General features: G+C 71.7%; 27 protein-coding genes and 1 riboswitch. Of the genes, 14 read left to right on the top strand and 13 right to left on the bottom strand.

Annotated elements, in window-relative coordinates; genetic code table 11:
- Positions 1-85: 85 nt before the first annotated feature.
- Positions 86-2,044 carry a S53 family peptidase gene (locus tag AB0C99_RS13385; RefSeq protein ID WP_362473911.1) on the top strand — a complete coding sequence of 653 codons (1,959 nt, stop codon included), beginning with the start codon at positions 86-88 and terminating at the stop codon, positions 2,042-2,044.
- Between the two features lie 92 nt (positions 2,045-2,136).
- Here the strand turns inward: AB0C99_RS13385 and AB0C99_RS13380 are convergent, their stop codons facing one another.
- Both AB0C99_RS13380 and AB0C99_RS13375 read right to left on the bottom strand, forming a co-directional pair.
- Positions 2,137-2,667, bottom strand: coding sequence for an AAA family ATPase (locus AB0C99_RS13380; protein ID WP_362473908.1), 531 nt, complete (start codon positions 2,665-2,667; stop codon positions 2,137-2,139).
- Positions 2,668-2,691: 24 nt separating this feature from the next.
- A complete protein-coding gene (locus AB0C99_RS13375; protein WP_362473905.1) occupies positions 2,692-3,399 on the bottom strand; it encodes an AAA family ATPase in 708 nt (235 codons plus the stop codon).
- A gap of 283 nt (positions 3,400-3,682) precedes the next feature.
- Between AB0C99_RS13375 and AB0C99_RS13370 the strand changes: the two genes are divergently transcribed.
- The gene (locus tag AB0C99_RS13370; RefSeq protein ID WP_362473902.1) at positions 3,683-3,913 is read left to right on the top strand and encodes a hypothetical protein; all 231 of its coding nucleotides are present in this window, start codon (positions 3,683-3,685) and stop codon (positions 3,911-3,913) included.
- An 18-nt stretch (positions 3,914-3,931) separates the two neighbouring features.
- On the opposite strand, the gene AB0C99_RS13365 is transcribed toward AB0C99_RS13370, so the two are convergent.
- Positions 3,932-4,828 (bottom strand): hypothetical protein, encoded by an 897-nt coding sequence (locus tag AB0C99_RS13365; protein WP_362473899.1) that lies wholly within the window; start codon positions 4,826-4,828, stop codon positions 3,932-3,934.
- A gap of 237 nt (positions 4,829-5,065) precedes the next feature.
- On the opposite strand from AB0C99_RS13365, the gene AB0C99_RS13360 reads away from it, so the two are divergent.
- Complete coding sequence (locus tag AB0C99_RS13360) at positions 5,066-5,968, top strand: arginase family protein (RefSeq protein ID WP_362473896.1); 903 nt, start codon at positions 5,066-5,068, stop codon at positions 5,966-5,968.
- Between the two features lie 78 nt (positions 5,969-6,046).
- Here the strand turns inward: AB0C99_RS13360 and AB0C99_RS13355 are convergent, their stop codons facing one another.
- Entirely contained in the window at positions 6,047-6,970 is a 924-nt protein-coding gene (locus AB0C99_RS13355) for a hypothetical protein (protein ID WP_362473893.1), read from the bottom strand.
- A 316-nt stretch (positions 6,971-7,286) separates the two neighbouring features.
- Here AB0C99_RS13355 and AB0C99_RS13350 point away from each other — a divergent pair, with 316 nt between their 5' ends.
- Together AB0C99_RS13350 and AB0C99_RS13345 are read left to right on the top strand one after the other, a co-directional pair.
- Positions 7,287-7,457, top strand: coding sequence for a hypothetical protein (locus AB0C99_RS13350; protein WP_362473891.1), 171 nt, complete (start codon positions 7,287-7,289; stop codon positions 7,455-7,457).
- A 236-nt stretch (positions 7,458-7,693) separates the two neighbouring features.
- On the top strand, positions 7,694-8,752 hold the full coding sequence (locus tag AB0C99_RS13345) for a DUF4073 domain-containing protein (RefSeq protein ID WP_362473888.1): 1,059 nt from the start codon (positions 7,694-7,696) through the stop codon (positions 8,750-8,752).
- Positions 8,753-9,004: 252 nt separating this feature from the next.
- Here the strand turns inward: AB0C99_RS13345 and AB0C99_RS13340 are convergent, their stop codons facing one another.
- The 3 genes from AB0C99_RS13340 to AB0C99_RS13330 all read right to left on the bottom strand — a co-directional run bounded on the left by AB0C99_RS13340 (position 9,005) and on the right by AB0C99_RS13330 (position 11,312).
- Positions 9,005-9,286 carry a hypothetical protein gene (locus AB0C99_RS13340; RefSeq protein WP_362473886.1) on the bottom strand — a complete coding sequence of 94 codons (282 nt, stop codon included), beginning with the start codon at positions 9,284-9,286 and terminating at the stop codon, positions 9,005-9,007.
- 90 nt (positions 9,287-9,376) lie between these two features.
- On the bottom strand, positions 9,377-10,096 hold the full coding sequence (locus tag AB0C99_RS13335; RefSeq protein WP_362473883.1) for a hypothetical protein: 720 nt from the start codon (positions 10,094-10,096) through the stop codon (positions 9,377-9,379).
- Positions 10,097-10,451: 355 nt separating this feature from the next.
- Positions 10,452-11,312, bottom strand: a complete 861-nt coding sequence (locus AB0C99_RS13330; RefSeq protein ID WP_362473881.1) for a hypothetical protein — start codon at positions 11,310-11,312, stop codon at positions 10,452-10,454.
- Positions 11,313-11,675: 363 nt separating this feature from the next.
- Positions 11,676-11,774, top strand: a riboswitch (cobalamin riboswitch).
- 60 nt (positions 11,775-11,834) lie between these two features.
- Between AB0C99_RS13330 and AB0C99_RS13325 the strand changes: the two genes are divergently transcribed.
- Genes AB0C99_RS13325 through AB0C99_RS13315 form a run of 3 tightly spaced genes read left to right on the top strand, consistent with a single transcriptional unit; the run spans position 11,835 to position 15,413 of the window.
- Positions 11,835-13,625 (top strand): ribonucleoside triphosphate reductase, encoded by a 1,791-nt coding sequence (locus tag AB0C99_RS13325; protein WP_362473878.1) that lies wholly within the window; start codon positions 11,835-11,837, stop codon positions 13,623-13,625.
- The gene (locus AB0C99_RS13320) at positions 13,622-14,227 is read left to right on the top strand and encodes an anaerobic ribonucleoside-triphosphate reductase activating protein (protein WP_362473875.1); all 606 of its coding nucleotides are present in this window, start codon (positions 13,622-13,624) and stop codon (positions 14,225-14,227) included. Before AB0C99_RS13325 ends, AB0C99_RS13320 begins: the two co-directional genes overlap by 4 nt.
- Before the next feature lie 28 nt (positions 14,228-14,255).
- Positions 14,256-15,413, top strand: coding sequence for a hypothetical protein (locus AB0C99_RS13315; RefSeq protein WP_362473872.1), 1,158 nt, complete (start codon positions 14,256-14,258; stop codon positions 15,411-15,413).
- A gap of 63 nt (positions 15,414-15,476) precedes the next feature.
- On the opposite strand, the gene AB0C99_RS13310 is transcribed toward AB0C99_RS13315, so the two are convergent.
- From AB0C99_RS13310 to AB0C99_RS13295, 4 genes are all read right to left on the bottom strand, one after another.
- Positions 15,477-15,887 carry a hypothetical protein gene (locus tag AB0C99_RS13310; RefSeq protein ID WP_362473870.1) on the bottom strand — a complete coding sequence of 137 codons (411 nt, stop codon included), beginning with the start codon at positions 15,885-15,887 and terminating at the stop codon, positions 15,477-15,479.
- A gap of 538 nt (positions 15,888-16,425) precedes the next feature.
- Positions 16,426-17,661, bottom strand: coding sequence for an MFS transporter (locus tag AB0C99_RS13305; protein ID WP_362473867.1), 1,236 nt, complete (start codon positions 17,659-17,661; stop codon positions 16,426-16,428).
- A gap of 276 nt (positions 17,662-17,937) precedes the next feature.
- A complete protein-coding gene (locus AB0C99_RS13300; RefSeq protein ID WP_362473864.1) occupies positions 17,938-18,519 on the bottom strand; it encodes a hypothetical protein in 582 nt (193 codons plus the stop codon).
- Positions 18,520-18,773: 254 nt separating this feature from the next.
- Positions 18,774-19,901 carry an NADH:flavin oxidoreductase gene (locus tag AB0C99_RS13295; protein WP_362473861.1) on the bottom strand — a complete coding sequence of 376 codons (1,128 nt, stop codon included), beginning with the start codon at positions 19,899-19,901 and terminating at the stop codon, positions 18,774-18,776.
- A gap of 123 nt (positions 19,902-20,024) precedes the next feature.
- Here AB0C99_RS13295 and AB0C99_RS13290 point away from each other — a divergent pair, with 123 nt between their 5' ends.
- Positions 20,025-20,477 (top strand): MarR family transcriptional regulator, encoded by a 453-nt coding sequence (locus AB0C99_RS13290; RefSeq protein ID WP_362473859.1) that lies wholly within the window; start codon positions 20,025-20,027, stop codon positions 20,475-20,477.
- A gap of 61 nt (positions 20,478-20,538) precedes the next feature.
- Here the strand turns inward: AB0C99_RS13290 and AB0C99_RS13285 are convergent, their stop codons facing one another.
- Positions 20,539-21,387 (bottom strand): hypothetical protein, encoded by an 849-nt coding sequence (locus AB0C99_RS13285; protein WP_362473856.1) that lies wholly within the window; start codon positions 21,385-21,387, stop codon positions 20,539-20,541.
- A gap of 522 nt (positions 21,388-21,909) precedes the next feature.
- Complete coding sequence (locus AB0C99_RS13280; protein ID WP_362473853.1) at positions 21,910-22,410, bottom strand: YfbM family protein; 501 nt, start codon at positions 22,408-22,410, stop codon at positions 21,910-21,912.
- On the opposite strand from AB0C99_RS13280, the gene AB0C99_RS13275 reads away from it, so the two are divergent.
- From AB0C99_RS13275 to AB0C99_RS13255, 5 genes are all read left to right on the top strand, one after another.
- On the top strand, positions 22,403-22,966 hold the full coding sequence (locus AB0C99_RS13275) for a DUF5958 family protein (protein ID WP_362473851.1): 564 nt from the start codon (positions 22,403-22,405) through the stop codon (positions 22,964-22,966). The genes AB0C99_RS13280 and AB0C99_RS13275 overlap by 8 nt on opposite strands.
- A 204-nt stretch (positions 22,967-23,170) precedes the next feature.
- Complete coding sequence (locus AB0C99_RS13270; protein WP_362473848.1) at positions 23,171-23,953, top strand: hypothetical protein; 783 nt, start codon at positions 23,171-23,173, stop codon at positions 23,951-23,953.
- 111 nt (positions 23,954-24,064) lie between these two features.
- Positions 24,065-25,135 (top strand): helix-turn-helix domain-containing protein, encoded by a 1,071-nt coding sequence (locus tag AB0C99_RS13265; protein WP_362473846.1) that lies wholly within the window; start codon positions 24,065-24,067, stop codon positions 25,133-25,135.
- A 386-nt stretch (positions 25,136-25,521) separates the two neighbouring features.
- Complete coding sequence (locus AB0C99_RS13260) at positions 25,522-26,220, top strand: hypothetical protein (RefSeq protein WP_362473843.1); 699 nt, start codon at positions 25,522-25,524, stop codon at positions 26,218-26,220.
- 32 nt (positions 26,221-26,252) lie between these two features.
- Positions 26,253-26,537: a hypothetical protein gene (locus AB0C99_RS13255; protein WP_362473840.1), complete on the top strand. Its 285-nt coding sequence runs from the start codon at positions 26,253-26,255 to the stop codon at positions 26,535-26,537.
- Positions 26,538-26,562 lie beyond the last annotated feature (25 nt).

The following is a 26,562-nucleotide window of genomic DNA, read 5'->3' as shown; positions in this document are numbered from 1 at the left end:
TACGTGAACTGATCCTGACAAGAGTGGCGCCGTACCCGCCGCGCGCTCTGCCGCGGCCCGCGAACGCCTCACCACAGGGGACGACATGGGAAGCAGCCGTACGGTACGGCGCACATCGATGGGCATCGCCGCGGTCCTGCCGCTGCTCGCAGGGGCGCTCGCCCTCGGGATACCGGCCGCGGACGCCGCGGCACCGGTGCCCGGCGGCCGGACCGCCCTGGCGGGTGCCAGGCCCGCCTGGGCCACGGCCTCGGCCGACAAGGGCGGCACCGCCCGGACCGCCCGGGTCGACGCCCGCGTCTACCTCGCCGGACGCGATCCGCAGGGCCTCACCGCGTACGCCGCCGCGGTATCCGACCCGAAGTCCCCCCGATACGGCGCCTATCTGACACCTGCTCAGGTACGTGAGCGCTTCGGCGCCACCCCGGCGCAGGTCCGGGCCGTCACCCGCTGGCTCACGGACGCCGGGCTCACGGTCACCCACGCCGACGACCACTACCTCGCGGTGACGGGCGATGTGGCCGCCGCGCAGCGGGCGTTCGCGACCCAGCTGCACGACTACCGCAAGGGCGGAGCCACTTACCGTGCCCCCACCACCGCCCCCTCCGCGCCGGGCGCCCTCGCGGACGCGGTGCTGACCGTGACCGGCCTGGACACCGCCCCGCACCGGGCGACCCACCAGGACACCCTGCCCGGCCCCGGTGCGGGCTTCCGCAACGCGGGCCCCTTCTCCACGTACTACGGCTCGAACACGGCGAGCTCCCTCCCGGACGCGTACGGCGGGAAGGTCCCGTACGCGATCAAGGGCTACACCGGCCGCCAGCTGCGTGCCGCGTACGGCGCCGGCGGCTACACGGGTCGCGGCGTCACCGTCGCCATCACGGACGCGTACGCGAGCCCCACCATCGCCGCCGACGCCCGGACGTACGCCGGCCGCAACGGCGACAAGGGCTACCGCCCCGGCCAGCTCCGGCAGGTCACCCCGGCCGAGTACACCCACACCGAGGACTGCGACGCCTCCGGCTGGTACGGCGAGGAGACCCTCGACGTCGAGGCGGTGCACGCCGTCGCCCCGGACGCGAACGTCGTCTACGTCGCGGGCGCCTCCTGCAACGACCCCGACCTCCTCGACGCCCTCAACAAGATCGTCGACAAGCGGCTGGCCGACATCGTCTCCAACTCCTGGGGCGACATCGAGGCCAACGAGACCCCGGAGATCGCCGCCGCGTACGACCACACCTTCAAGCTCGGCGCGGTCGAGGGCATCGGCTTCTACTTCTCCTCCGGCGACAACGGCGACGAGGTCGCCAACACCGGCACGAAGCAGGTCGACACCCCCGCCAACTCGGCCTGGGTGACCGCCGTCGGCGGCACCTCGCTCGCCGTCGGCAAGGGCGACCGCTACCGCTTCGAGACCGGCTGGGGCACCCTCAAGGCGCCGCTCGCCGCGGACGGCACCGGCTGGACCGGCTTCCCCGGCGCGTACACCAGCGGGGCGGGCGGCGGCACCAGCGCCACCGTCCGGCAGCCCGCGTACCAGCGCGGCGTCGTGCCCGACGCGCTCGCCAAGGCGACCGGTCCGGCCCCCATGCGCACGGTCCCGGACATCGCGGCCGTCGGCGACCCGAACACCGGCTTCCTCGTGGGGCAGACCCAGACCTGGGCGGACGGCTCGGTCGCGTACGACGAGTACCGCATCGGCGGCACGTCGCTGGCCGCCCCGGTGGTCGCGGGCCTCCAGGCCCTGGCCCAGCAGGCCCGCCACCTCCCGATCGGCTTCGCGAACCCGAGCATCTACGCCCGTTACGGCTCCCCGCTCCTGCACGACGTGACGGACCACCCGCTGGGCGCGGGCCGCGAACTGGCCGTCGCCCGCAACGACTTTGCCAACGGCACGGACGCGTCCGACGGCCTGGTCACCTCGGTCCGCAGCCTCGGCAAGGACAGCTCCCTGGCCGCGGTGCCCGGCTACGACCCCGTCACGGGCGTCGGGACCCCGGCCCCCGGCTACGTGGACTCGTACCGGCTGCCGTTCCGGCGCTGACGGAAGATCGCGGCAGGGTGGGCGGCGGGCTCGCGCGAGGCGCCCGCCGCCCACCCGTCCGTCCGGCCATGTGACGGCGGCGGTATGGGGGGTCAGCCCGCCGGCCGGACCGCCTCCGCGATCCGCGCGGCGGCCTGGGGCGGGGTGAGGCGGGTCGTGTCGACGACCTCCGCCTCCGCGTGCAGCCAGGTGCGGGCGGCTTCGGCGTACGGCTCCAGGTACCGGAGACGGAACGGCGAGTCGGGGCCGATGACGGTGTCGCCCGCGATGCGGGCGCGGAGCGTGGCCTGGTCGGCGTGGAGGACGAAGTGCCGTACAGGAATGCCGTGTTGGGCGAGACCGGCGCTGATCTCCCGCCAGTACTCCTCGACCAGGACGGTCATGGGCATCACGAGTGTGCCGCCGGTGTAGTCGAGGACGCGGCGGGCGGTCTCGACGACGAGGGGGCGCCAGGGCGCCCAGTGCTGGAAGTTGTTCGTCGTGGGCAGCCCGGGCTTGATGTCCATGAGCGTCTCGCCGACCTTCTCGGCGTCGAGCACCCGTGAGTCGGGGATCAGTTGCTGCACGAGCCCGCTCGTCGTGGTCTTGCCGACGCCATGGGTGCCGTTCAGCCATACGATCATGGGCCCAGGCTAGCCGCTCGGCGCTCAGTCCAGGATGTGCCGGAGATACGCGCGCGGGTCGGCCAGGTAGCGGCGCCAGTGGTCGACCAGTTCGAGGTCCGCCCAGGTGGTCCGGCGCAGCCCGTGCTCGCCGACCTCGATGATGTCCGCGCCGGGCAGCGCGGTCAGCAGGGGGGAGTGGGTGGCGCAGATGACCTGGCCGCCGTTCTTCACGAGCTGGTCGATGTGCCCGATCAGCTCCAGGCAGGAGGTGAACGACAGCGCCGCCTCCGGCTCGTCCATCACGTACAGCCCGGCCTGGAGGAACTTGCCGCGGAAGGCCGCGAGGAACCCCTCGCCATGGCTGACCGCGTCCGGCGTGAACCCTTCCCTGTCCAGCGCGTCCAGGGCCGTCTCGGCCCGCAGGAAGAACCCCTTCCGGGCGGCCCAGCTCCCGAGCATGGCCCGGCCGCGCGGCGCGGCGTCGAACCGGACCCGCTCGCCGAGCACCGACTTGGGCCGGTGGCTCGCGTACCGCCAGTCGTGCGAGCCGCCCCAGGAATCCAGCCCGAAGCCCTCGGCCAGGGCCTCGACCAGCGTCGACTTGCCCGAACCGTTCTCCCCGACGAGAAAGGTCACGGGGGCCGTGAAGCGCACCCCGTGGGCCACGAGATCCCGCACGCCGGGGACGGACCACGGCCACTCGGTGGGGTCGTGCGTACCTCCGTGTGCGTACGCACGTTCGATAATCATGTCGACAAGTCTCTCATAGCGGAGAGCGGAGAGCGGAGAGCGGAGAGCGGAGGGCGGAGGGCGGCGCCTGGACCGCATCGCAGATCACCGGCATCGACGCCGAGGGACGGACGGCCGAGGTCCTCGCCTTGGACTGGTCGAGGCCCGAGCCCCCACCATGGCCGACCTGGGGGACGTGCTCGACTGCGCCCGCCTCGTCGCCACCTTCCCGGACCTCACCCGCCTGTCCCTGACGGCGTTCCGGCCGTCTACGCGTCGGCCATGCGCAGGACCTGGCGTCCCCATGCGCGCCACGGCGTGGCGCTCGACGTCCGTGGGGCGCGCCTTCGGCAGCGCCCTCGACGCGCTGGACGACCGCTGGTCCTTCATCGAGACCGTGGAACGGGAGGAGCTGTTCGACGCCCTCGCCTTCCTGGCCGACGAGGCGCGGACATCCGCCGGACGCGACCTCTCCACGGTACGGGCGGCACGGGCGGCGCTGATCGAGGGCGCCGAATCCGTCCGCGACTGGTGACCGGGCCCCGGGCGAACGTCAGTGCCCGGCCGCGCCGGCCTTGGCGAGGATCGCGTCGACGAGCCGCTTCAGGCCATCCGGCCGGTCGCCGAGGAAGAGGTTCGGCTCGATCAGCTCCAGCTCCATGACCGTGGGCCGCCTCGACTCGTCCAGGACGAGGTCCACGCGGGCGAACAGCGGGGCCTCCGCCGCCGGTATGGCCGCCAGCGCGGCCAGCGCAGCCGTCAGCTCCTCCTCGGACGGCTGGTAGGGGGCGACGCCGGGGTGCGGCACCCGGGCGTTGTCGATCACGCCCGACTCCGTCAGCACGGGCCCCTTCCGGATCGCGTGACTGAACGCGCCCGCCACGAACACCAGCGCCCGCTCCCCCTCCTCCACCAGTCGCAGGTACGGCTGGACCATGACCACGCGGCCCCGGTCCAGCAGCGAGCGGACGTGGCGGGCGGCATCGGCGTGCTGCTCGGGCTCGTAACGGGCCGTGTCGAACGCTCCGGCGGAGACCGCGGGCTTGACCACGACGGCGCCGGCGTCGAGGAGGGCGGCCATGCCCTCCTCGTCGTACGCCGCACCCGGCTCGACGAACCGGGTCGGCACGACGGGCACCCCGCGCCCGGCGAGATCCCGCAGGTACCGCTTGTCGCTGCTCCACCGCACCACCGACGCCGGATTCCACAGACGGGTCAGGCCGCCCGCCCGCTCCGCCCAGGCCACGAACTCGCCGACGCGCTCCGCGTAGTCCCAGGTCGAGCGGATGACCGCCAGGTCGAAGCCGCCCCACTCCACGTCCCGCGCGTCCCAGGCGACTGCGGTCGCCGCCGCGCCCTCCGCGCGCAAGGACTCCAGGATCAAGGGGAGATCGGTGTCCCACTCCATGCCCGCCTGGCTGGTCACGATCGCGATCCTGGCTGCGCTCACGTCGCTTCTCCCTGTCGTCTCATCGGTTCAACCGTTCATCCGTACGCGGTCGACCACCGCAGCGTAGACATGATCGTTCCGCAGTGTCGCCGCCACCCCGTCACCGACCGCCCGGACCCAGGCAGGGGCAAGGACAGGGGCAAGGACAGGGGCAGGGGAAGGGCACCGGAATCACCACGGCACGGCCCCGCCGGAAGTCCATTGCGCCCGCCCGGCGGCGCGGTGAGGATGACGTTTATGCGGAACACGGTGATCGTCGACGCCCCCTCCAACCTCGGCCTGCGCCCGCCCGCCCCGGGCACAGTGCCCGGCTGCTACAAACTGGCCGGGGCGCTGCGCGAGAACGGCATCGTGAGACGGCTCAAGGCCCTGGAGGGCGGCGTCGTCGTGCCGCCCCGGTACGACCGGGGGGACTGGCAGGAGGGCGACGGGGTCTTCAACGCGGCCGCCCTGGCCGCGTACACGGTCCGCCTGGCCGACCGGATCGAACACCATGTGTCCGCCGGGGACTTCACGCTCGTCCTGGGCGGCGACTGCTCCATCCAACTGGGCGCCGCGCTCGCCCTGCGCCGCCTCGGCCGCTACGGGCTCGCCGCCGTCGACGCATCTCCCGACTTCCGCAACACCGGCAACTCGGACCGGATCGGAGCGGCGGGCGGCGAGGAACTGGCGCTCGCGACCGGGCGCGGCCAGCGCGACCTGACCGATCTGGAGGGGCTGCGGCCGTACCTCCGCGACGAGGACGTACGTGCCCTCGGCACCCGGGACGCGTACGCGGACGACCTCGAGGTCGTCCAGCTCCGCGACCTGAAGGTCCCCGTCGTGACCGTCTCGGAGCTCCGCGCCTGGGGCCCGGCCGAGCTCGGCGCGGCGACCGCCGTCAGCTTGGAGAACGACGCCCTGGACGGCTTCTGGGTCCACCTGGACGCCGACGTGCTCGACCCCGCCGTGATGCCGGCCGTCGACAGCCCGGACCCGGACGGCCTCCACCCCGACGAACTGACCGCCCTCCTGCGCCCCCTCGTCCGCTCACCGCGCTGCGTCGGCCTGAACGTCACGATCTACGACCCCGACCTGGACCCCGACGGCACGGCGGGCGCGCTGCTGACGGACCTGGTGGTGGGGGCGTTCGCGCGCTGACGGATGGACGGATGAATGGGTGGATGGGCGGACGGACGGGTGAACGGACGGCTGGATGGGCGGCGACCGGGGCCCGGATCAGGGCCGCTCGAAGAGCTGCAGGACGCCGCCGAGTGAGAAGCAGAGGGCGCCGGTCAGGGTCCCCCAGTTGGAGATGTCGGCGTTGACCAGGCTGCCGGTGGCGGGGCGGGTGTAGGCGGCGAGCGCCGAGACCATGAAGAGGACGGAGCCGAGCTGGTTCACGGCGACGATCCACCACCCGAGGCCGTGCTGCCCGGGCAGGAGCTGGGGCAGGCGCCGGGGCCGGGGGCGGTGCCGACGGCCGTGGGAGATCTCCAGGAAGGCGAGCCGGCCCGATACGAGGAAGAGCACGCAGCCGATCACGTCGGGTGCCCAGACCAGCCGGTTGACCTGCCGGACGGTCAGGCCCTGGAGGAAGGAGCCGAACAGGTCGACCCCGAACACCAGGGTCCCGGCGAACAGCACGAACGTGCTCAGCCAGTCGACCCGCATCGGCTCGTAACTCCACCAGCGCCATCGCCCGGCGACGAGCGCGCCCTCCCCACCCGGCACATGGCGCGGGGCGTTGACGACCTGGAGCAGGGACACGTAGCCGCCGGTGGTGAAGAACAACCCGCCGACGAAGTAGACCGACGCGCAGGTCGTCGCGTCGCCGGAGCCGAACTGGGCGATGGCCGCGCCGACGGCGAAGAGCGCGCCGCCGACGACGAAGGCACCGGCCGCGACGGCGTTCAGCCTCCGAAGCCGCACGAGCACACCCGGCTCGGCACCCGCCTGCCGCCCACCGCCCACCCCGGCCGGACGCACGACGAGGCGCCCCCGCCGCCGCGCGAGCCGGGACTCCCAGACGACGGTGCCACCGCTCGGCGGACGCCAGGTCTCACGGGTGGTGAACGGCCCGGGGCCTTCGGCGCGCGGGGTGGGGCGGTGAGGCTCGCGGGGCTGGTGGGGGGAGCGGTCGTGCTCGTCGGGTCGGGCCACGGGGCGACAGTAGGCGGCCCGTCGGCCGCGGGCGGTGCGCGACGCGTAAAGCCGCTGCGGCGAGGGCTCGTCCTGGGGGAGGATGCGGTCCATGACGACGACGTGGACGTGAAGAGCGGAGAGCGCGGGCGGGCGCAGCGGGTGGCGCAAGGCCGCTTCCTGGGGGACGGTTCTCGCGGGGGAGCGGCGGATCTGCGTCACGTGCGGGACGCCCGTGTGCGCGTACCGGTACCGGTTCCATCCTCCCGAGTCCTCTCTCTACGAGAGGTGCATCGGTCTCGCGTGGTGCTCGGGCTGCCGGATCTATTCGAGTGCGATGGTCCAGGTCCCGAGGCGACGCCGGCTGGTGGACGCGCTGGCGTCGCTGCCCGACCATGAACGGGAGCGGATCGAGGGGAGCGAGACCCGACTGGTCGCCTACCTGGACAGGTATCTGGACAGATACCTGGACAGACAGAGCGGTACGGAGGGCACGGCGCCGCACTGAGGGTCCGCCCCGCGACCTGCCCGCCCACCTGCCCGCTCACCCCGGTTCGCCCTCCCTCCCTCCCTCCCTCCCTCCCTCCCTCCCGTCGAGAGCCATTCATGTCGCATACACCCACTCCTAGGGAGCGAGCCGCCATGATCACGTACCCATAACGGGTCTGGTTCGAAGCGCGGGGACCGGGTGGGCGCGCGAGCTCCCGGGCCCTCCGATCCCGCAGCCCCCGAGAGGATTCCCCCATGGACCGCAGATCCCTGCTCACCGTCGCCACCGGAGCGGTCGGCGCCGTCGCCGCCTCCCAGATAGCCGCGGGCGCCGCGCCCCTCCAGCAGCCCGGCCAGGGACCCGCTCCGCTCACCGGCGCGCACATCGGCTCCGGGCGGCGGCCCTTCACCGCGTTCAACGTCATCAGCGACATCCAGGGCGACCTCCGCGACCTCGGCGTCGCCCTGGAGGACATGCGCCGCACCAACCCGAACAGCTCGGGCCTCGCCGTCGCCGGGGACATCACGCCGCGCGGTTACGACGCGGAGTACGCGGCCGTCACCGCCGAACTCGCACGCCACACCCGTGCGCGGACGACCGCGTGGGCCATCGGCAACCACGAGTTCTACGTCCCCAAGTGGCGCGACCCCGCGACCCTCGCGCAGGACACCTGGCCCAACGGCACGACCGAGGACTCGCTGTTCCGCAGCTTCTTCCGTTTCTCGGGCCGGAACACGGTGTACGCGGAGCACTCGTTCGGCGGCATCCCCGTCCTGAGCCTCGGCACCGAGAAGTACATGCACTTCCACGACCCGAAGCTCTGGGACGAAGTCTGGCTCAGCGAGGCCCAGTTCACGTGGCTGGAGGAGCGCCTCGCGTACTGGGCCCGCCGCCGCAGGCCCGTCATGGTGGTCACCCACCACCCGCTGCCCAACACGGTCTCTGGCAGCCACAACCGCCTCTACTCCCGCGACTACCTCCAGGCGGACCGGCTCCTCGGCATCCTCGGCCGCCACCGCGACGTGTTCCTGTTCTGCGGGCACACGCACTGGGACCTCGGTCTCTCCGACTGGTACGTCCGCCGGGTCGTCCCGGGCACGGCCAACCTGGACGGGTTCTCGGTCATCAACACGGGCGCCGTGCAGACGGGTTACACGGACGACGGCCAGGGCGGCGAGGTGTCCGTACCCGGCACCTTCAACCAGGGGCTCCAGGTAGAGGTCTTCCGCGACCGGGTCGTCATCAAGGCCCGCGACTTCGCCGCCGGAAGCTGGCTGAAGCAGATCACAGTGCCGCTGTCGACGAACGCCTGATCACTGTCCCACCGTCCCAGCGGACCGCGCGCCCGCTCGTTCAGCGGTCCGCGAGACACTGCGACCACATGGCACCGGCCAGTACGTCCCGACACCCCAAACGGCGAGGCGCCGGTGGGAGGGGCGGGCCGGTGCCCGCTGAGGTACGTCAGCGTTCAACCCGTCGCCGGGAACGGCAGCCGCACGGAGTGGTCTTCGACCAGCCCGGTGCTGTCGTTCTCGGGGATTCTTGGAATCTCGGCGCCTGCCGGCTCACAGGCACCTGATGGCCTCTCCCAGGCCAGACCCGTAGGACGCCCAGCAGATCACCGATCCCTCCGTCTCCATCCGGCCCATGAACCACTCGCCGTCGGCTTGTACGAGGCACAGGTCGTGGAAGGAGAGGATGTGATGGGGCTGGAGCACCTCATAGTCGCCGGAGTCGGACTGCTCGACGACGACGAGGCGATCAAGGGAGATCGGCGCAGCCTCGGGGTCGCCCGATGCCTTGCGGACCCGGGCAATGGTCCATCCGTCGGGGAGATTGGAGTTCATTGCCGAATGGTCGCAACACAGGTGGCCTCACGGCCAATCCCGGGGAGGGAAGCGGCGATCGGTCGCACAGCTCGCCAACATGTCTCCCCCTCAATGCAGCCTCTCGCCGCACTCCGCCGCGAACAAGACCGCACCCGGGGGCAACGCGGACGGACGCTGCCCTCTCACTCGTAGGCACGCGTCGCGTGCGCCCGCCATGGGTGCGTACTCAAGGGTGACCTCGTCGAGGATCACGATCTCACCACCGACGGGGAGTTCCGCCGCAGGCGCGGCGCCGCTGGCCGGGAAGCGGCCGGCCAGCGTGCCGAAGGCCGCCGCGTCGGCGCCGTCGGCGACGGGCTCCTGGATGTCGAAGCGCCAGTGCACGGAGGCGTCGGCAAGAAGGTCCTTACCGCGCTTCCCCAGTGCAGCGAGGAGATCTGCGCGGGCGCGCAGTTCGTTGGCGAGCGCGCAGCAGATCGGGACCGCCGTGTCGTAGGACGTCGACACCCGAGCGAACCCGGCGTGGGGAAAGAACGACAGGGCCTCGTCGAGCAGCCCCAACGCGACCTCCCGCGCCGCCGGATGCCCGTCCTCGGCGACGCTCAGTAGCAGGGGAGCCGCGGCCACGGCCGCAGGGAAGACAGCGGCACTGTGGCCGTGCACGATCCCGCCACCCCCGAGCCGCGACCCGGCCCGCGCCGCGTCCACGAGGTTCGCCGCGTTCGCCAGCGCACGCAGCCCGTGCCGAGCGCGCGCCGGGTCGTACCAGCCGGGCGGGCCCGGTATCGCCGCCCAGTCAACCGCCGTGCCGAACGCCTCCGCGAACACCGCCCCCGCCTACTTCCTCATCTGCCCCGCCACCCTCGCGTCAAGGCCGCTGCCCGTCCGCCAGGTGGCCGATGGACCTTTCCCGGTCGCTAAGGTCTCCATCCCCCAGCAATCGTGCCTCACCGCGACAGACGAGGTGGCCTCATGGCCGTCAGGCGTCGTCACGTTCGGCGGCCTACCGGCGACCTTCCGGAGCCTCGTACGGGTAGTAGCCCTGTTCGCGTCCTTCGCGTCCTTCGCGTCCCCCTCCGCTCGCTCCACGCCGCCCTGTGCCACTCCGAGCCGCCCGGCATGCGGCACGTCGCCCCTGGCGCGCGCGTACCGCAGCCGAGGCGTGGCCCGGTGGCCCAGACGCTCAGCGGCGCCAGCGTGCCTGTCCCGGGCCCTTGCACGTGTAGACGACGCCCTTCTTGCTGACGCCCACGGCGCCGGCCGGGGAGCAGAAGGCGCCGGGGGTGACGGTGCCGTTCGAGCTGTTCCCGCTGGTGTCGCGCGAGGGGGTGGGTCGTTGCGTGGGCTTCCGGGACGGAGTGGTCGTCGGCTTCGGGTGGGGACTCGGCTTCGTGGCCGCCGGGGTCGGGGTCGGCTTCGGGTGGAGGGTGGTGTGGAGCCTGCCGGGGCAGCGGGTCGCGGGTGCGACCAGGTGGACGTTCGGGGCGGCCTTGCCCGGGTCGAGGGGCTCCCCGACGGCGGGGGTCTGGAAGCAGACGGTCCAGTTCGCGTGGTCCGCCGGCAGCTTCACATCGGCGTACGCGCTCGCCGCCGCCAGTTCCTGGACGGTACGGTCCTCCACCGCGCCCTCCGCCGCGGCGAACCGCTGGCCGACGACGGCCGGCATGACGGACGTCGGGGTTCCGGCCGGTTCCGGTGAGCGGGTCGCGTCGGAGGGCGAGGGCGTCGCCGGGGAAGCGGTGGCCGTCGACGAAGGCGCCGGGCGCGGTGCGGCGTCCGTCTTCGGGTCCTTCGGCGGGTCGGCCAGGAGCGGCGTGACGAACCAGAGGCTCGCCAGCACCGTCGCGGTGATCCTCTTGCCCTGCCCCCAGCGGCTCAGCCACGCCAGCGCGATGCCGCCGGGCGGGAACAGCACCAGCGCCGTGATGACGGTCGCCGGGTGCTGCCACCACCGACGGCGCGGGGGCGGCGGCGCCGACGGGGTGTCCGGCGAGGGGTGCCCGAAGGGGACGTAGCCGGGGATGGGGGGTGGCGGCTGAGCCATGAGGGGATCTCTCCAAGAGAGGGGCGCGAGCCGTCCACCCGGGCATCCGCCCTTGAGGGGGCGGGGGGAAGGGAAGGGCGGATGCCGCGCGACCAGATGTTCGATGATTCGCGCACCCATCCTGTGCCCGGCCGTGCGGCCGGTTGCCCAGCGAAGGCCCCGAGCGGGGGAGGCGAAGGTCCTGAAGGGAGCGGAGCCTCGGCAGAGCGCCGCGCCGCGAGCTCCGAAGGGCTGAAGTCCCCGGCCCTGGGACCTTCGGCACCCCTATATCTAGTGCGGGCGTGTCGCATGAATCCCGGATGTAGTGTTCTGGCTGTCGGTTCGGCGTCTGAGTGCGTTGTTCTGCTCCGCCTTGCTTCGCGGCGGCGCGCACACGGCCGAGGCAACAGGGAATCCGGTGAGAGTCCGGAGCTGCCCCGCAACGGTAAGGGCCCCTCGGGGGCCCCAGCCCGATACCTGCCGGCCCCGCCCGCGCGCCCGCGCGGCCGGGCACACTTCCGGACGCCTCGTGGGAGGGCTGACGTGACTCACATCAACGCCGTGGATTCCGTGACCGAATACCTGGACCGAAGCGACTGGCGGGTCAACGCCAACGCGAACCAGGGCTACTCGCTCGGCGGCCTCATCCTCAACACCGCCGGCAAGGTGGTCGCCAACTACTGGCTCGACCAGGTCTACCCCGACGCGATCGGGCGCGCCCACCGCGACGGCGACCTGCACATCCACGACCTCGACATGCTCTCCGGCTACTGCGCGGGCTGGTCCCTGCGCACGCTGCTGACGGAGGGCTTCAACGGGGTGCCGGGCCAGATCGACTCGGCGCCGCCCCGGCACCTGTCCTCGGCGGTCGGCCAGATCGTCAACTTCCTCGGCACGCTCCAGAACGAGTGGGCCGGCGCGCAGGCGTTCAGCTCCTTCGACACGTATCTCGCGCCGTTCGTCCGCAAGGACGCGATGACGTACGCCGAGGTCCACCAGTGCGTGCAGGAGATGGTCCACAACCTGAACGTGCCGTCCCGGTGGGGCGCCCAGACGCCGTTCACCAACCTCACCTTCGACTGGACCTGCCCCGACGACCTGCGCGAGCAGGTGCCCGTGATCGGCGGCGAGGAGATGCCGTTCACGTACGGCGAGCTCCAGGCCGAGATGGACCTGATCAACCGCGCGTACATCGACGTCATGGCGGCGGGGGACGCGACGGGCCGGGTGTTCACCTTCCCCATCCCCACCTACAACATCACCGAGGACTTCCCCTGGGAGAGCGAGAACGCCACCGCGCTCTTCGCCATGACGGCGACCTACGGCCTGCCGTACTTCCAGAACTTCATCAACTCCACGATGAACCCCGGCATGATCCGCTCGATGTGCTGCCGCCTCCAGCTCGACCTCACCGAGCTCCTCAAGCGCGGCAACGGCCTGTTCGGCAGCGCGGAGCAGACGGGTTCGCTCGGCGTCGTCACGCTCAACTGCGCGCGCCTCGGGCACCTCCACGCGCACGACGAGGCGGGCCTGTTCGAGGCGCTGGACCGGCTGCTCGACCTGGCGAAGGAGAGCCTGGAGATCAAGCGCGTCACCGTCCAGGACCTCATCGACAACGGTCTCTACCCGTACACCAAGCGCTACCTCGGCACCCTGCGCAACCACTTCTCCACCATCGGCGTGAACGGGATCAACGAGATGATCCGCAACTTCACCCACGACGCGCACGACATCACCACGCCCGAGGGCCACGCCCTCGCCGTGCGCCTGCTCGACCACGTACGGACGCGGATGGTCGAGTTCCAGGAGCGGACCGGCCACCTCTACAACCTGGAGGCGACCCCGGCCGAGGGCGCCACGTACCGCTTCGCGAAGGAGGACCGGCGGCGCTTCCCGGACATCCTCCAGGCAGGCACGGAGACCAACCCGTACTACACGAATTCCAGCCAGCTTCCGGCCGGCTGGACCGACGACCCCTTCGAGGCGCTGGAGCGGCAGGACGAGCTCCAGACGAAGTACACCGGCGGAACGGTTCTCCACCTCTACATGTCCGAACGCGTCTCCTCCGCCGACGCCTGCCGCAACCTCGTCCGCCGCTCCCTCGAACGCTTCTCCCTGCCCTACCTGACGGTCACGCCGACCTTCTCCATCTGCCCGCAGCATGGCTACCTCGCCGGTGAGCAGGCCACCTGCCCGACCTGCGCGAGCGACTGCGAGGTGTGGACGCGGGTGATGGGCTACCACCGGCCCGTGAGCTCGTTCAACATCGGCAAGAAGGGCGAACACGCGGAGCGCACGCACTTCACCGAGCGGGCGGCGGGCAGCACCGCATGATCCGCATCGGAGGCTGGTCCCGGCTGTCCACCTGCGACTGGCCGGGCCGCCTCGTCACCACCGTCTTCTGCCAGGGCTGCCCTTGGCGCTGCGGCTACTGCCACAACCCCGCCCTCCTCGATCCGCACGCCACCCCGCCGACGCCCACGACCTGGCCGGAAGTCGTCGGACACCTCGCCCGCCGCCGGGGCCTGCTCGACGGCGTCGTCTTCTCCGGCGGCGAACCGCTCCTCCAGCCCGACCTCGCCGCCGCCGCCCGCGAGGCCCGCGACCTCGGCTTCGCCGTCGGCCTCCACACGGGCGGCGCCTACCCGCGCCGCCTCTCGGAACTCCTCTCGGCGGGCCTGCTCGACTGGGTGGGCTTCGACATCAAGGCCGTACCGGACGCGTACGAGAGGATCACGGGCACCCGCAACAGCGCCACCCCCGCCGTCCGCAGCCTCGACCTCCTCCTCGCCTCGGGCATCCCGTACCAGCTCCGCACCACCGTCGACCCGGCCCTGATGGGTGAGTCCGACGTCGACGCGCTGAAGGACTGGCTGGCCGCGCGGGGGCTGCGGGAGCATGTGTGGCAGGAGGCGCGGAGGGGCGGACATCGGTGAAGTGAGCCAGCGGGGGATGGATATGACGATGGGTGAGGCGCCGGAAGGCGAGGGCGTGGCGGCGGCGGACGGAAGACCGGCGACGGCCTCGGCAGCGACCGCGGGGCGCCGGGGACTGCCGAAGCGCGAGCGCGTCGGTGCCCTCGCGGCCTGTGTGACGGGGGCCGTGGCCATGCTGGTCGCCGGATGGCTGGTGGCGGTTCCGGTGTCGGGCGCCGAGCGCGCCGAGGCGGCGTTCCGGCGGGCACCCGGCTGCGAGGCCGGCCCCGGCGTCGCGCCCGGTCCGGAGTGCGTCGGGCGCCGTGACAGCGTGATCGACGGGATCAGGACCGAGGGCAACAAGGTCCGGGAGTACGTCATCGGGGTCAAGGGCCGTGACGGGGCGACCGACTGGATCCCGCTCAAGCACGAGTACGGCTTCGGGTCCGGGGCACGCGAGGGCGACGCGATCGCCCTGTACTCCTGGCGGGGCGAGGTCCGCACGGTGGTCGTCCGCGATCACGCCTACGCCACCACGGCCACGCCGGTGCGGAGTTGGGACACGGCGCTGGGCTGGGCCGTCGGGATCTTTCCGATCGGCCTCGCGGTGCTGTGCAGCGGGGCCTGGTGGCTGGCCCGTGGCGCCGCGCACCAGGCGGTCGGCCCTTGGCAGCCCGGCCTGATCGGCATGGCCGGCATACTTCCCGGTGTCTTCCTCGGCGTATGGACCCTGTCGGGTCCGGAGACGGTCGGGGGAGCTCTGCGGACCGCCGGTGCCGGGTACGCGGCGGCCGGGGTGACCGTGCTGCTCTGCTGGCCGTTCCTGGCCCGCCGGGAACGCCGCCGGGGCGTCGAGATCCCCTTCACCCCCCGCCCCGTCGCCGACGGGCAGGTGCTTCCGGTGTACCTCCCGTACGAGCCGGAGTACGCGGGTTTCACGTACCTGGTGGTCGGCCCCGGGCGCCTCGCGATGAGCCCCGATCCGACCGGGCGGGTCGCCCGCAGGCCCCTCCCGGAGGGCCTCCGCGTGCTTCGGGTGCGACGGCAACTCCGTACGGACCCCGGTCCCGCCATCAGCGCGGGGCGGTCCTTCAGCCAGTACCACATCGCGGAGTGCCGGGCGGGGGAGCGGACGCTGCTGTTCGCCGGGAAGCTTCCCGAGTTGGAGCGGCTGGCGGGGGCGATCGGGCCGGAGGCGTCTGAATGACCGCAGCCCCGGCGGAGGGCATCCGTCCGGGGCTGCGGGGCGTTCGAGGGGGTCGCGTCGGGGTCAGGGGGTGGTGGTGCGGGGGCGGTTGAAGTAGTCGTTGGCCGGCTTGCGGAGGCAGTTGACGAGCACCACGCAGCCGAGGGCGATGCTGGGGCCCGCGAAACCGCCTCCGGTGAAGAGGTTCACCAGGCCGTTGACGGCGACGAGCGTGCCGATCGCGATCGCACCCGCGCGGACGCCGCCCCGGCCGCTGCGGAACCGTGCCGCGATGACGATGGCCGCCGCTGCGAGGACGAGTCCGGAGGTGGCGATGAGGAACAGCACGGGCGCGGACAGGTCTTCGATATCGGCGGCGTCGACGCTGCCCGACTGCACGGCGAGCCCGGCGAAGAACAGAGCCAGGGCGGCGAGTATTTGCAGACCGGCGATGATGAACAGCAGGACCCGAGCGGCCTTCAGGATGCCCGGCATCGGCATTTCGGAAAACGGCTGCGGGTGAGGGTACGGGGCCGGGTGCGGGAGCGGGGTCGGGTACGGGTCCGTGCTCGGGGGAAGGGGCCGGGGGCGTCCTGGCGGGGAGAGTTGTCCATGACTGGCTGTTCCTTGGGGGGTTGGGGGAGGGGAGTGAGGAATCCGCGCATGAGACACCGCGATTTCGGCGGAAGTGAATACCGGCGCGAGGCCGTATTCAACGGCGTTTGGGCGACGAACAGGTCGTCAGCAAGGCGTAAGCCGAATAGGTCGTTCGCTCGCCCGTGTCGAGTGGCCGACGGAGAAGGCAATCTGACGCTGTCATCGATAAACGATCCTGCCGGACGACGACTACCCGCCTCAACTCGATGCCCAGTGTAGCCGAGCCGGAATTTCTCCCGACCCGGCCGAGCGTCACCGAGGCAACGGAACAGTCACGATGTCAATGCCTGTTGATTCGATGCCGAGGAATTCTAAAGACTCGCGCGAAATGCCTGACGTGCCAATGCGGATCGTTCGCGGCGGCAGCGCCGGTCGTTCAAGAGCGCCCCGCCAGCACGGCGCGCGCGGGGAGTGCGATCAGCAGCGCGGCGGCCACGAGCAGGGTGCTCGCCCACAGGGGACCGAGTTCCGCGGCCCGGCTGTGGAGGGTGGTCGCGGCCAGGAGGGGGCCCGCTGTGGCGCCGAGGTTGAGGGCGGCGGTCGCGTACGACCCGGACATGGCGGGCGCGTCGGCCGCCTCGTACAGGACGCGGGTGATCAGGGTGCCGCCCAGCGCGAACGACAGCGTGGCCTGGACGCATACGAGGGTGAGGAGTGCGACCGGCCGATCGGCGAGCAGCGCCAGGGCCGGCCAGCCCGCCAGCAGCAGCGGGCCGCCGACCGCGACGACGAGCCCCGGACGCCGGTCGGCGAGGCGCCCCGCGACGGTGACCCCCACGAAGGACCCGGCGCCGAAGAGCACGAGGGCGACGGGCACCCACAGCGCGTCCAGTCCCGCCGTACCGGTGACGACGGGGGCGAGGAAGGTCAGGCTCGCGAAGGTGGCGGCGTTCACCAGCGCGCCGAGCAGCATGACCAGCAGCAGCCGTGGCCGCTTGAGCTGCGCGAGCTCGGCGCGCAGGGGCGGATGTCCGGTGACCGGGCGTCCGATGACCGGGTGGCCGGAGCCCGAGTGGCCGGAGCCCGGGTGTTCGGAGACCGTCTGAGGGTGCCCGATCGGGAGCCGCGCCGGGACTCCGATGAGGATGAGGATGCCGAGGGCGGCGGGCAGACACAGCACGGCGACCGCCCAGAACGTGGCCCGCCACCCGAGCAGCGCGCCGAGCGCCGATCCCCCGGGGACCCCGGCGATCGTGGCCACCGTGGTGCCCGACAGCAGTACGGCGAGTGCGCGGCCCTTCCTGTCGGCGGGGACCAGCGTGGTGGCCGTGGCCAGCGCGACCGCGAGGAACCCGGCGTTCGCGAACGCCGCGACCACCCGGGTCGCGCACAGGACGGTGAAGCTCTCCGTGACGGCGCCCAACGCGTGGGCCGCCGCGAAGACGAGGACACAGCCGAGCAGGCTAGAACGCGCGGGCCAACGGCGGGCGAGCGCGGCCATCAGCGGTGCGCCGACGACCATTCCGATCGCGTAGGCCGACGTGAGGGCCCCCGCGACCCCGACCCCGACGCCGAGGCCGGAGGCGATGTCGGGGAGGAGTCCGGCAAGCATGAACTCCGAGGTGCCCATGGCGAAAACGGCCAGAGCGAGCACGTACAGCGGAAAAGGCATGGAGTGGCTCCGAGGTGAGGAGAAGCACGAGAGGAGGTCATCTCGTCACCGCGGTCAGCACCCCTCATGCTCCCTCAAACACCCTCGGGCAAGGCCGACAGGGCAGGCAGGGCCTGGAGGAGCGCAGCGATCAGGGCGCTCAGCGCTCGGCGCTCAGTGCTCAGGGAAAGTCAGGCCCTGCAGATGAGGTGAAGGGAAAGGGAGGGGAGAAGGGGGCTGACGGCGTGACCGAAAGCCCCCACCCTGTCTGACTCAGGACTCGGCATGGCCCGCACGCTATCCGACCGACGGCCGGGCCGGCACGTCATTTTCCGCGACCTGTCGGGCGGTCAGGGACCCGGCGAAGTCCGCGAGCGCGCGGAAGTCGTCGTCCCGCAGCCCGAGGCGCGGATTGACGTGGTGCACGAGCCCGGGAGCTCGATGGTGCGCGGCCACATGTGCCCGGTCCAGCTCGCTCGTTTCGTCGTCCACCCAGACGAAGGGCCGGCCTTGGGCGTAGGCCACGAGCGGCTCGGTCTTCCAGTGGAGACCGTCGGGGCGCTCCTTGAGGAGGACGTCACCGAAGTCGACGTAGGGGAGGTCGGGCAGGCCGAGTACGGGCGCGATCCAGCGGTTGGCCTCGTCCATCCACGTCGTGGCCCAGCACAGTTCGAAGCCGAGCCCCAGCAAAGCGGGGCCGTGCGCCGGGTTGAGCCAGACCCGCAGCGGGCGGCGCCGACGCGCGAAGCCGGTGTCGTCGGGGTGGGCGTCGCTCCGGGGCACCCTGAGCGTGGTGTAGCCGACGGGGCGCCGCTCCGGCTGGGCCGCGTACGGGTTGAGCGGCCCGTCCACATCGAGGAACAGCAGCGGTCGGTCCACGATGTCCGGCCCCCCCGGGTGTCGCCTGGCGTCGGTCGGCGCAGGTCACGGTCGCACCGTTGCCCGCATGGCGAGCGTAACCGCTGGAGCGGCGGGGGAGAGACGGACGAACGCGGCACCGGGGTCGGCACGGACGCGGAACGCGCCGTCACGGCGTCCGGGAAGATCCGACTCCCGCCACCGTGACGGCGCGTTCCGTGTCCGCGTCCGAGTTTGCGTCCGTGCCCGCGTCCGAATCCGAATCCGCGTCCGAGTCAGCTCAGAGTACGGACGGCCGCCGCGTCGTACGGCCGGAGCTCCGAGGTGCGCCCGGCGAGGACCTTGGCGGCCCACTCCGGGTCCTGGAGCAGCGCGCGGCCGACGGCGACCATGTCGAACTCGTCGCGCTCCAGCCGGTCGAGCAGCTCGTCGATGCCCTGGACCGGTGCGCCCTCGCCCGCGAACGCGCCGATGAAGTCGCCGTCCAGGCCGACCGAGCCGACGGTGATGGTGGGGCGGCCGGTGAGCTTCTTGGTCCAGCCCGCGAGGTTGAGGTCCGAGCCCTCGAACTCGGGGATCCAGTGACGGCGGGTGGAGGCGTGGAACGCGTCGACACCGGCGGCGGCGAGCGGCGTCAGGATCGCCTCCAGCTCCTCCGGGGTCTCGGCGAGCCGCGCGTCGTACGCGTCCTGCTTCCACTGGGAGTAGCGGAAGATCACCGGGAACCCGGGCGACACGGCGGCGCGGACCGCCGCCACGATCTCGGCCGCGAACGTCGTACGGGCCACGGCGTCGCCGCCGTACGCGTCGGTGCGCCGGTTCGTGCCCGCCCACAGGAACTGGTCGATCAGGTACCCGTGGGCGCCGTGCAGCTCGACCCCGTCGAAGCCGATGCGCTCGGCGGCGGCGGCAGCCTCGGCGAAGGCCCCGATGACGTCGTCGAGGTCGCTCTGGCTCATCGCCTTGCCCGTGCCCTCGGTGCCGTCCGTGCGGATGCCGGAGGGGCCCATCGCCGGGGCCTCAGGGTACGGCGCCTGCCCCTGCTGGCGCACCATGCCGATGTGCCACAGCTGCGGCACGATCGTGCCGCCCGCCGCGTGCACGTCCTCGGCGACCTTCGCCCACCCCGCGAGCTGCTCCTCGCCGTGGAAGCGCGGCACGCGGTCGCTCTGCCCGGCCGAGTCGTGGCCGACGTACGTGCCCTCGGTGACGATCAGGCCGACACCGGCGGCGGCACGGCGGGCGTAGTACGAGCGGACGTCCTCGCCGGGCACGCCGCCCGGGGAGAACATGCGGGTCATCGGCGCCATGGCGATGCGGTTCGGGACGGTAAGGCCGTTCAGGGCCACGGGCCGGGAGAGGATCTCGGCCGCGCGGGAGGCGGGGGACGCGGTGGCGGTCACAGGGGCGCTCCTTGGGGTTTTACTTGACGACCTTGAAGCTTGAGAACTTCATGTAATAGGACGACGGTAGGGCGAGATGCTTGAGATAGTCAAGCTTTTCGGGAGAGGGGATAGGGTGGCCCCATGACAGAAGCTCCTCGTACGAAAGCGCCGGTCGCCGTCGACACCGACCGGCTCATGGAGCAGCTCTCGATGTCCTGGGGCGTCTACCTCGGCGACTTCACCCTCGCCGCGGCGAGCGAGAACCTCACCGCGAGCCAGGCCAAAGCGCTCAACGCGCTCCGCCGAGGCCCCGCCGCGATGCGGGCCCTCGCCGAGACCATGACCTGCGACGCCTCCAACATCACCGGCATCATCGACCGGCTGGAGAAGCGCGAGCTGGTGCGCCGCGAGGCCGACGCGTCGGACCGGCGGGTCAAGAACGTCATCCTCACTGCCGAAGGCGAGCGCGTCGCGGACGCCATCCGCGCGCGGATGCACAGCACTCAGAACGGCCTGGACGGCCTGAGCGCCGAGGACCGCGAAGCGCTCTCGCTCCTCCTGGAACGCGTCTTCGGCTGCCGCCCGACCTGCTGACCGGACGGGCGGGGCGGATCCGTCGACGACACCCCCACACCACCCGCACCCCTACACCACGCTACGAGAAGTCGCCGACGACCCCGCGCAGCCACGGGGCACGGGACGCGACCGGCAGCCGGGCCAGGGCACGGCGGAAGACACGCCAGTCGACCTCGAACGCGTCATGGACGCTCGGCGTGGGCGGCTCGTCGCGAAGGACGCCGTCGGGCAACGCGCCCGACGCGGGAACGGGCATCTGCGGCTCGGGGGACACCAGCCAGAACCACACCCCGAACGGCAAGGGCACCAGCCGCCCGGGAGCGCCCGAGGAACGCGAAGGGGGCGGGCTCCACACCTCACCGGTCCGAGGATGGAGCGGTACGAGGAGGATGTCGGCGTCCGTGTACGCGCCGGGCTGTCCCGGCCCGCCCAGGACGGCACGCCGCGTCGGCGGCCCGGCCGGCAGCAAGGCGTCGAGGGCGCTCCGGAACATCGTCGAGACCAGCCCGTCCCCGAGGTCCACCGCCTCGCCCTCCGAGGCCACCAGCAGAGGGACGAGCGCCTCCCCGGCCGCCGCCGTCCACTGAGGGCTCCAGTGCCACCGGTCGCCCGCCCGGAAGGGCTCTCCCCAGGGAGCGATCGGCTCCGCCGGAGGGACGCCCACTCCCTCGGCGAGAAGTTCCGCCCAGGACGCCAGCTCCGTGTCGGCGCCTTCGACGGGAACGCGGCGCACGGCGTCCCGTTCCAGCCACACGGCCTGCCAGAGCGAACAGTCGTCGATCCGGCTCGCCACGGGAAGCCCGCACTCGACGCAGCCCATGTTGGGCCCGCCGCTGCCGTCGAAACCGCAGCAGGCACTGCCACGCCGCTCCGGAAGCAGAACGGCGTTGCGCACGTCCCCAGGCGCGATGACGACCGAACCGCCCACGTCGCCCTCCATCCCCGGCCGAGACGGCCACAACGGCCCAGGCGCCACGGCGAACGTCCCAGGCCCCATGAGCACCGGAAGCTGAAGCCCGTTCCCGTACTTCTGAAGAGCGTGCGGCGGCAGGACTAACTGAGCCAGCGGGGCGGTGACCTCGGAGCCACACCGCACACACAAGAAGACGAACAAACACCCTCCATCTGAAAACCAGATCCATCGTCCCAGCCCCGCGTCCCACCGACCACCACGTTTACGCGCTCGCCGACGCAGAAGGCACGGACACTCGTTCAACTCCGCGGACCTCCTTCGACCTGTGCCGGAACTCCTCGTCGGGATCCCGGAAACGGTTGGCGGGGAACGTCACCGGCCGCAACGGTGAGGTGGCGTTCTTCGACCGGCTCTTGGAGGTCTTCGAGGAAAAGGGCGTGACCGTCCTCCTCGACGACTGACGTCTGATCTGGACCTGAGGGCCTGCGCGCCCCAGCCACCGACTGAGACGGGGAGGAGCGGGCGGGGGCGGGTGCCTCAGTCGAGCCAGATCAGCATGGCGTGGCCGTCGTCGGCAGCGGCCCGGAAGAACTCGGTCCAGGGGGTGAACAGATCGCGAGCCCATTCGAGCGACGCCGGCGAGTCCCATATCCGGGGGTAGACGTCGGCCGCGGCGAGCTCGGAGTGATCGACGCCGTGGATGAGGTGGTCGTAGGTCGTCCGCGCCAGTGTGTCGGCGGCCAGGCGTACACGGTCGGCGGTCAAGTACCGGGGCGGTCCGTATCCCCAGTCGTCGGCATCGCCGAGAGTCGCCTCGCCGTGGACGATGTCCACCGGGAACGCCGAACGCGTCAATAGGTAGTCCAGCAGGTGCCAGGTCTGGTGCGTGGTGAAGTACAGCGCCTCGGCGGCCGCCGTGCTGTCGTCGTCCTGCGTGTCCTGGATCTCCTCGGCGAAGTCCAGAGCCCACTCGGGGTCCTTGAGGGCTCGGGCCAGTTGCTTGGGAGTGACACGCAGGTATTCGCCGTTCATGCTCATGAGCGGGAGCCTAGGGAGCGGGTCTGACACCGGACGGTCGGCGGCAGTCGAAGCAGGCGGTGGGTGCTCGGTCCTCAACGTCGCCTTCGTGGAGCTGTGGAAGTATCGGGCGATGATCGAAAAGAGGCATGCTGACGGAGACGGGCGGGACATTCGGAGAGAGACCGAGCGGGTGGTGAACGAGGTCGCTCAGGGGCTTCGGACCTTGGACTCTGGGGTGGGCTGGTTCTCGGGTTTCGACGTGGCCTGGCAGGCGGAGATCCTGTGTGAAGTGGGCGGTTACGCGATGCAGGCGCACATCACGGCCGAGGACGGGCGTGCGGGAGTCGCGCGGTCCGGTGTGAAGATCACGGCGAACCCCTCGGTCATGATCTGCATGGACCCGCCCCGCTACGCCTTCTCGAACCTGCCTGCCGCGGAGTACGTGACGGCCTTCCGCGTCCTCGTCTCCACCTTCGCCGTCGCCGACACCCTCCGCCGCGAGAAGTACTGCAAAGGCGCCTGCTCGCATGTGTGGCACAACCTGTCGGCTGGGACCGAGCGAGGATGCCTGTAGCCACGGAGGTGGCCGTTCCGGGGCTGTACGGGACGCTGTTCCGCCAGGATGGGACGTACGGCGGGCTGGAGCCGAATCCAGTGGCGTCGGGCCCGCCTCGGCGCGAGACTGCGTCGAGTGAACCCCCCTTCGGTGCCGTCCGAATCGCCCCGCACCTCGGCGCGGGACCCGCGTACGCGCGATCTCGTGCCGGACCACGCGGACATGCGTGACCTGGTCGCGGACCTCGTGCTGCCCGCCGGAGCGTCCATGTACGTCATGAGCGCCTTGGAGACCTCTCGGGAGCTGATCCGGCACTCCTCCTACCGGTACGAGTTCGCCACCGTCGCCGTCCCGCACGCTCTGTTCGCGGTGGAGCAGGTTCTTGCCGAGCGCCTGGCCCCCGCGGAGCCGCTGCCGCTTCGCGTTCTCATCGAGCGGGCCGTCGGCGCCGGGCTCGTCACGCCCCGACTCGCCGCCGAGCTCGACCATGGGCGGCTGCTGCGCGACCGTCTCGCCCAGGGCGCCGCGTCCAGTGCCGCCCTGCACCCGCTTCGGGCCGTCGAGCTGGTGCGTGCCGTCTTCGATGCCGTGGCGCTGCTGCTGCTGCCCCCGGCCGGGTCCGGTGGCGGGCTGGATCGGCTGTGGGCGGCGCACCTGGACGCGCCGTTTCCCGGCGGCTTCCGGGGCGTGGACATCGGCGGCGTAGACCTCGTGCTTCTGGACGCCGACGTCGCCGGACTCGTACAGACGGCGATGAGCGGCGGGTTCGACGGGGATGGGGATGGGGAGGGGGAGGGGGATGAGGGCGCGGACAGGGACGGGTACGGGTATGGGTGTGGGTATGGGTGTGGGTACGGGGGTGGTGTCGCGCGGCTCTGGGGGCGCATCGCCGATCTCGACCGGGTCCTCCCGCTGCTCAACGAGGAGTACTGCGTCTCCTACTTCACCCGGCTCCGGGCCATGGCACAGATCGCGGCGGCACCCCACGTGCCCTCCGCGACCTGACCGGCGGGGCTGCCGTACGGGAGCGAGCGGGCGAGCGATCGCCGCGCCCACTCGCGGGCTTGACCGGAAAGATCCTGGTCCAGCGATACGCGCGTTCCCCACCATGTGCGGATGTCCGTTGACCGCCCTGACGAGCCGTCCGGCTCGTCCCCAGACCCCGACCAGGGGCCCGCCGGAGTCGCCGGGCCGCTGGTGACCCTGTCCAGCGACGCCGTCGCGGCGAAGGACCGGTTCGCCTGGTACTCCGACCAGGTCCAGGAGTACATCTTCCCCATCACCCTCTCCAGCCCGCACACCGAGGACTTCCGGTCCGAGGTCACCGCCCTCCAACTGGGCACGGTGCAGGTGGCCCACTTCACGTTCCCGCCGCTGCGGGCGGCCCGGACGGCGCGGCACATCCGGCTGGCCGACCCGGAGACGTACCAGTTGGGCTGGGTACGGCGCGGCTCCCTGGGCTGCACCCAGGTGCGTAACGAGGGGTTCCTGTCCGCAGGCGACATGGTCCTCTTCGACACCTCCCATCCCCTGGAGGCCGACATCCGGGGACAGGCCGCCACGGCGGAGGTCACGGTGCTCCGCATCCCGCGAAGATCCCTCGCCCTCCCCGCCGCGCAGACCGACCGGCTGCTCGCCCGGCGCCTGCCGCACGACCGGGTGAGCGGCGTCCTGCTCCGGCAGCATCTGGACACCATGGTCGCCCATGCCCTCCGGCTCGGCCCCGCCGAGGCCCACCGGCTCGGCAACGTCACCGCCGACCTCGTCACCTGCTTCGCCGCCGACGTCCTCGACAGGAGCGGACTCGCGCCGCCCGAATCGCGTACGGCCGAACTGCGCGCCCGGATCGTCGCCTTCATCGGCCTCCACCTCGGGGACCCCGACCTGGAGCCGGCCGCCATCGCGGCCCACCACCACATCTCGCTCCGGACCCTCCACACCCTCTTCCGGCACGAGCCCACGACGGTCGCGGCGACCATCCGGCGCCTGCGGCTGGAACGGTGCCGCGCCGATCTCGCCGACCCCCGACTCGGTCACCTGTCGATCGCCGCCCTCGCGGCGCGGTGGGGGCTGGTGCTGCCCGCGGGGTTCAGCCGGTCGTTCCGGGCCGCGTACGGGATGACGCCGGGCGAGTTCCGCGCGGAGGCGGATCGGGCCCGTGGGGGTCGGCCTCGACGGGATGTGTGAGGGGCGCCGCAGTGCGCGAAGCCGATGCCGGAGGTCTACGGGGCGGCTCCGGCTCCTGGAACTCGACGATGTCGTGCGGGGGATCCCGAGCCGGAGTACCTCCGAGTACCTCCGACCTTGGGACATGGGCCTTACGGTCCCCTTATGTGGGTCTTATGTCGTTCCTTTCGCGCCTGGAGGTGGGAGAGGGCGAGAGGGTCCCCCGAGTCGATCTTGGATGCGAGGAAATCCCTTGCTGAATCGGACGTTCCTACGTGATCGTGATCGTGATCGTGATCTCCGCCGCCACACGTGCGCCGAACGGCCCCGGCCGGCCGGAAGTCTTTGTCCGGAATGATCGAAGAACGAAGAACGAAGAACGAAGAACGAAGAACGAAGAACGAGTCATGAAGCCCTTCGCTCCGACGAGCTCCCTCGCTCTCCTTCCCGTGCTCCCGGACCCGGCCGCAATGTGGCTGGGCGCGGGCATCCGGCCGATGGTCGACGGCCGTGACGTCCTGAAGGAGATCCATCCTGAGGGCGATGCGAGCTGCCACCGCCACAGGTGGTTCGGGCCGCCGGAGACCTGGCCGTTGTGGGCGGGGGAGGAGCCCCGCGTCGTCGAACTGTCGAACAACGACTGCGACAGCGGCTGTTGCGGCGGGGTGTTCGTCACGATCCGGCGCCGTGGCGATGTCGTGGAGTGGTCCGACTGGCAGAACACCAGCGACATGCGTGTCCCGGTCCCGCCCCGTGTCCGGTTCGACGCCGCGGAGTACGACGCCGAACTGGCCCGGCTCGTCGCGGACGACAGCTGGGAGGAGCCCGTGGACACGGCGGCCCGTCTGCTGGCCCAGTGGGTCGCCGAGTTCGGTTGGTACGAGAGATGGGCCTGCGAGCCCTTCGCCAACAGCATCTCCATCGGCTCGCGGGGCGACGCCCCGGCGGTGGGGTGGGGCTTCATGATGGGCGGCTTCGGTCCGGGCGGGGCGTACGGCCGGTACACGATGCCCGTGTCGGACCAGGAGGACGTGCCGGCCCAGGTCCGGCGGTTCACCGACCAGATCGCCGACAGCGACCCTCGCCAGACCGCCAAGCGGCTTTGACCCGCTAGGCCAAGGAGAAGCAGAGTACGGATATGAGCACGGACTCCCCGACACGTTCCTATCCCGACGGGGAATCCGTCTGCCGGGTCTGCGGCTACGACGACGGCAGCGTCTTCTGGGAGGGCGGCTGGCCGACCCAGATGATCTGCCCGTGCTGCGCCAACGAGTCCGACGTGGCCGACACGAGCGTCAGGGGCGTCAGGAACTACCGAGGCTGGTGGGCCGGCAAGGGTGCTCCCTGGTGGCAGCCGAAGGAGCGGCCAGAGGGCTGGGACATCTTCCGGCAGCTCGCCCGGATCCCTGAGGAGTGGCGTTAGCGGGCGGCGCGCCAGTTGCGGGAGG

This window comes from Streptomyces sp. NPDC048659 (assembly GCF_040650575.1).
Lineage (GTDB): Bacteria > Actinomycetota > Actinomycetes > Streptomycetales > Streptomycetaceae > Streptomyces.
The sequence above is the reverse complement of the archived record's forward strand: the minus strand, read 5'-3'. Positions and strand labels throughout refer to the sequence as shown.

Bases quoted from the DNA above. Each gene is read 5' to 3' on its own strand.
- AB0C99_RS13385 (WP_362473911.1), top strand. From the start codon at position 86: ATGGGAAGCAGCCGTACGGTACGGCGCACATCGATGGGCATCGCCGCG.
- AB0C99_RS13380 (WP_362473908.1), bottom strand. From the start codon at position 2,667: ATGATCGTATGGCTGAACGGCACCCATGGCGTCGGCAAGACCACGACG.
- AB0C99_RS13375 (WP_362473905.1), bottom strand. From the start codon at position 3,399: ATGATTATCGAACGTGCGTACGCACACGGAGGTACGCACGACCCCACC.
- AB0C99_RS13370 (WP_362473902.1), top strand. From the start codon at position 3,683: ATGCGCGCCACGGCGTGGCGCTCGACGTCCGTGGGGCGCGCCTTCGGC.
- AB0C99_RS13360 (WP_362473896.1), top strand. From the start codon at position 5,066: ATGCGGAACACGGTGATCGTCGACGCCCCCTCCAACCTCGGCCTGCGC.
- AB0C99_RS13350 (WP_362473891.1), top strand. From the start codon at position 7,287: ATGGTCCAGGTCCCGAGGCGACGCCGGCTGGTGGACGCGCTGGCGTCG.
- AB0C99_RS13345 (WP_362473888.1), top strand. From the start codon at position 7,694: ATGGACCGCAGATCCCTGCTCACCGTCGCCACCGGAGCGGTCGGCGCC.
- AB0C99_RS13340 (WP_362473886.1), bottom strand. From the start codon at position 9,286: ATGAACTCCAATCTCCCCGACGGATGGACCATTGCCCGGGTCCGCAAG.
- AB0C99_RS13330 (WP_362473881.1), bottom strand. From the start codon at position 11,312: ATGGCTCAGCCGCCACCCCCCATCCCCGGCTACGTCCCCTTCGGGCAC.
- AB0C99_RS13320 (WP_362473875.1), top strand. From the start codon at position 13,622: ATGATCCGCATCGGAGGCTGGTCCCGGCTGTCCACCTGCGACTGGCCG.
- AB0C99_RS13315 (WP_362473872.1), top strand. From the start codon at position 14,256: ATGGGTGAGGCGCCGGAAGGCGAGGGCGTGGCGGCGGCGGACGGAAGA.
- AB0C99_RS13310 (WP_362473870.1), bottom strand. From the start codon at position 15,887: ATGCCGGGCATCCTGAAGGCCGCTCGGGTCCTGCTGTTCATCATCGCC.
- AB0C99_RS13305 (WP_362473867.1), bottom strand. From the start codon at position 17,661: ATGCCTTTTCCGCTGTACGTGCTCGCTCTGGCCGTTTTCGCCATGGGC.
- AB0C99_RS13290 (WP_362473859.1), top strand. From the start codon at position 20,025: ATGACAGAAGCTCCTCGTACGAAAGCGCCGGTCGCCGTCGACACCGAC.
- AB0C99_RS13275 (WP_362473851.1), top strand. From the start codon at position 22,403: ATGCTCATGAGCGGGAGCCTAGGGAGCGGGTCTGACACCGGACGGTCG.
- AB0C99_RS13280 (WP_362473853.1), bottom strand. From the start codon at position 22,410: ATGAGCATGAACGGCGAATACCTGCGTGTCACTCCCAAGCAACTGGCC.
- AB0C99_RS13270 (WP_362473848.1), top strand. From the start codon at position 23,171: ATGCGTGACCTGGTCGCGGACCTCGTGCTGCCCGCCGGAGCGTCCATG.
- AB0C99_RS13265 (WP_362473846.1), top strand. From the start codon at position 24,065: ATGTCCGTTGACCGCCCTGACGAGCCGTCCGGCTCGTCCCCAGACCCC.
- AB0C99_RS13260 (WP_362473843.1), top strand. From the start codon at position 25,522: ATGAAGCCCTTCGCTCCGACGAGCTCCCTCGCTCTCCTTCCCGTGCTC.
- AB0C99_RS13255 (WP_362473840.1), top strand. From the start codon at position 26,253: ATGAGCACGGACTCCCCGACACGTTCCTATCCCGACGGGGAATCCGTC.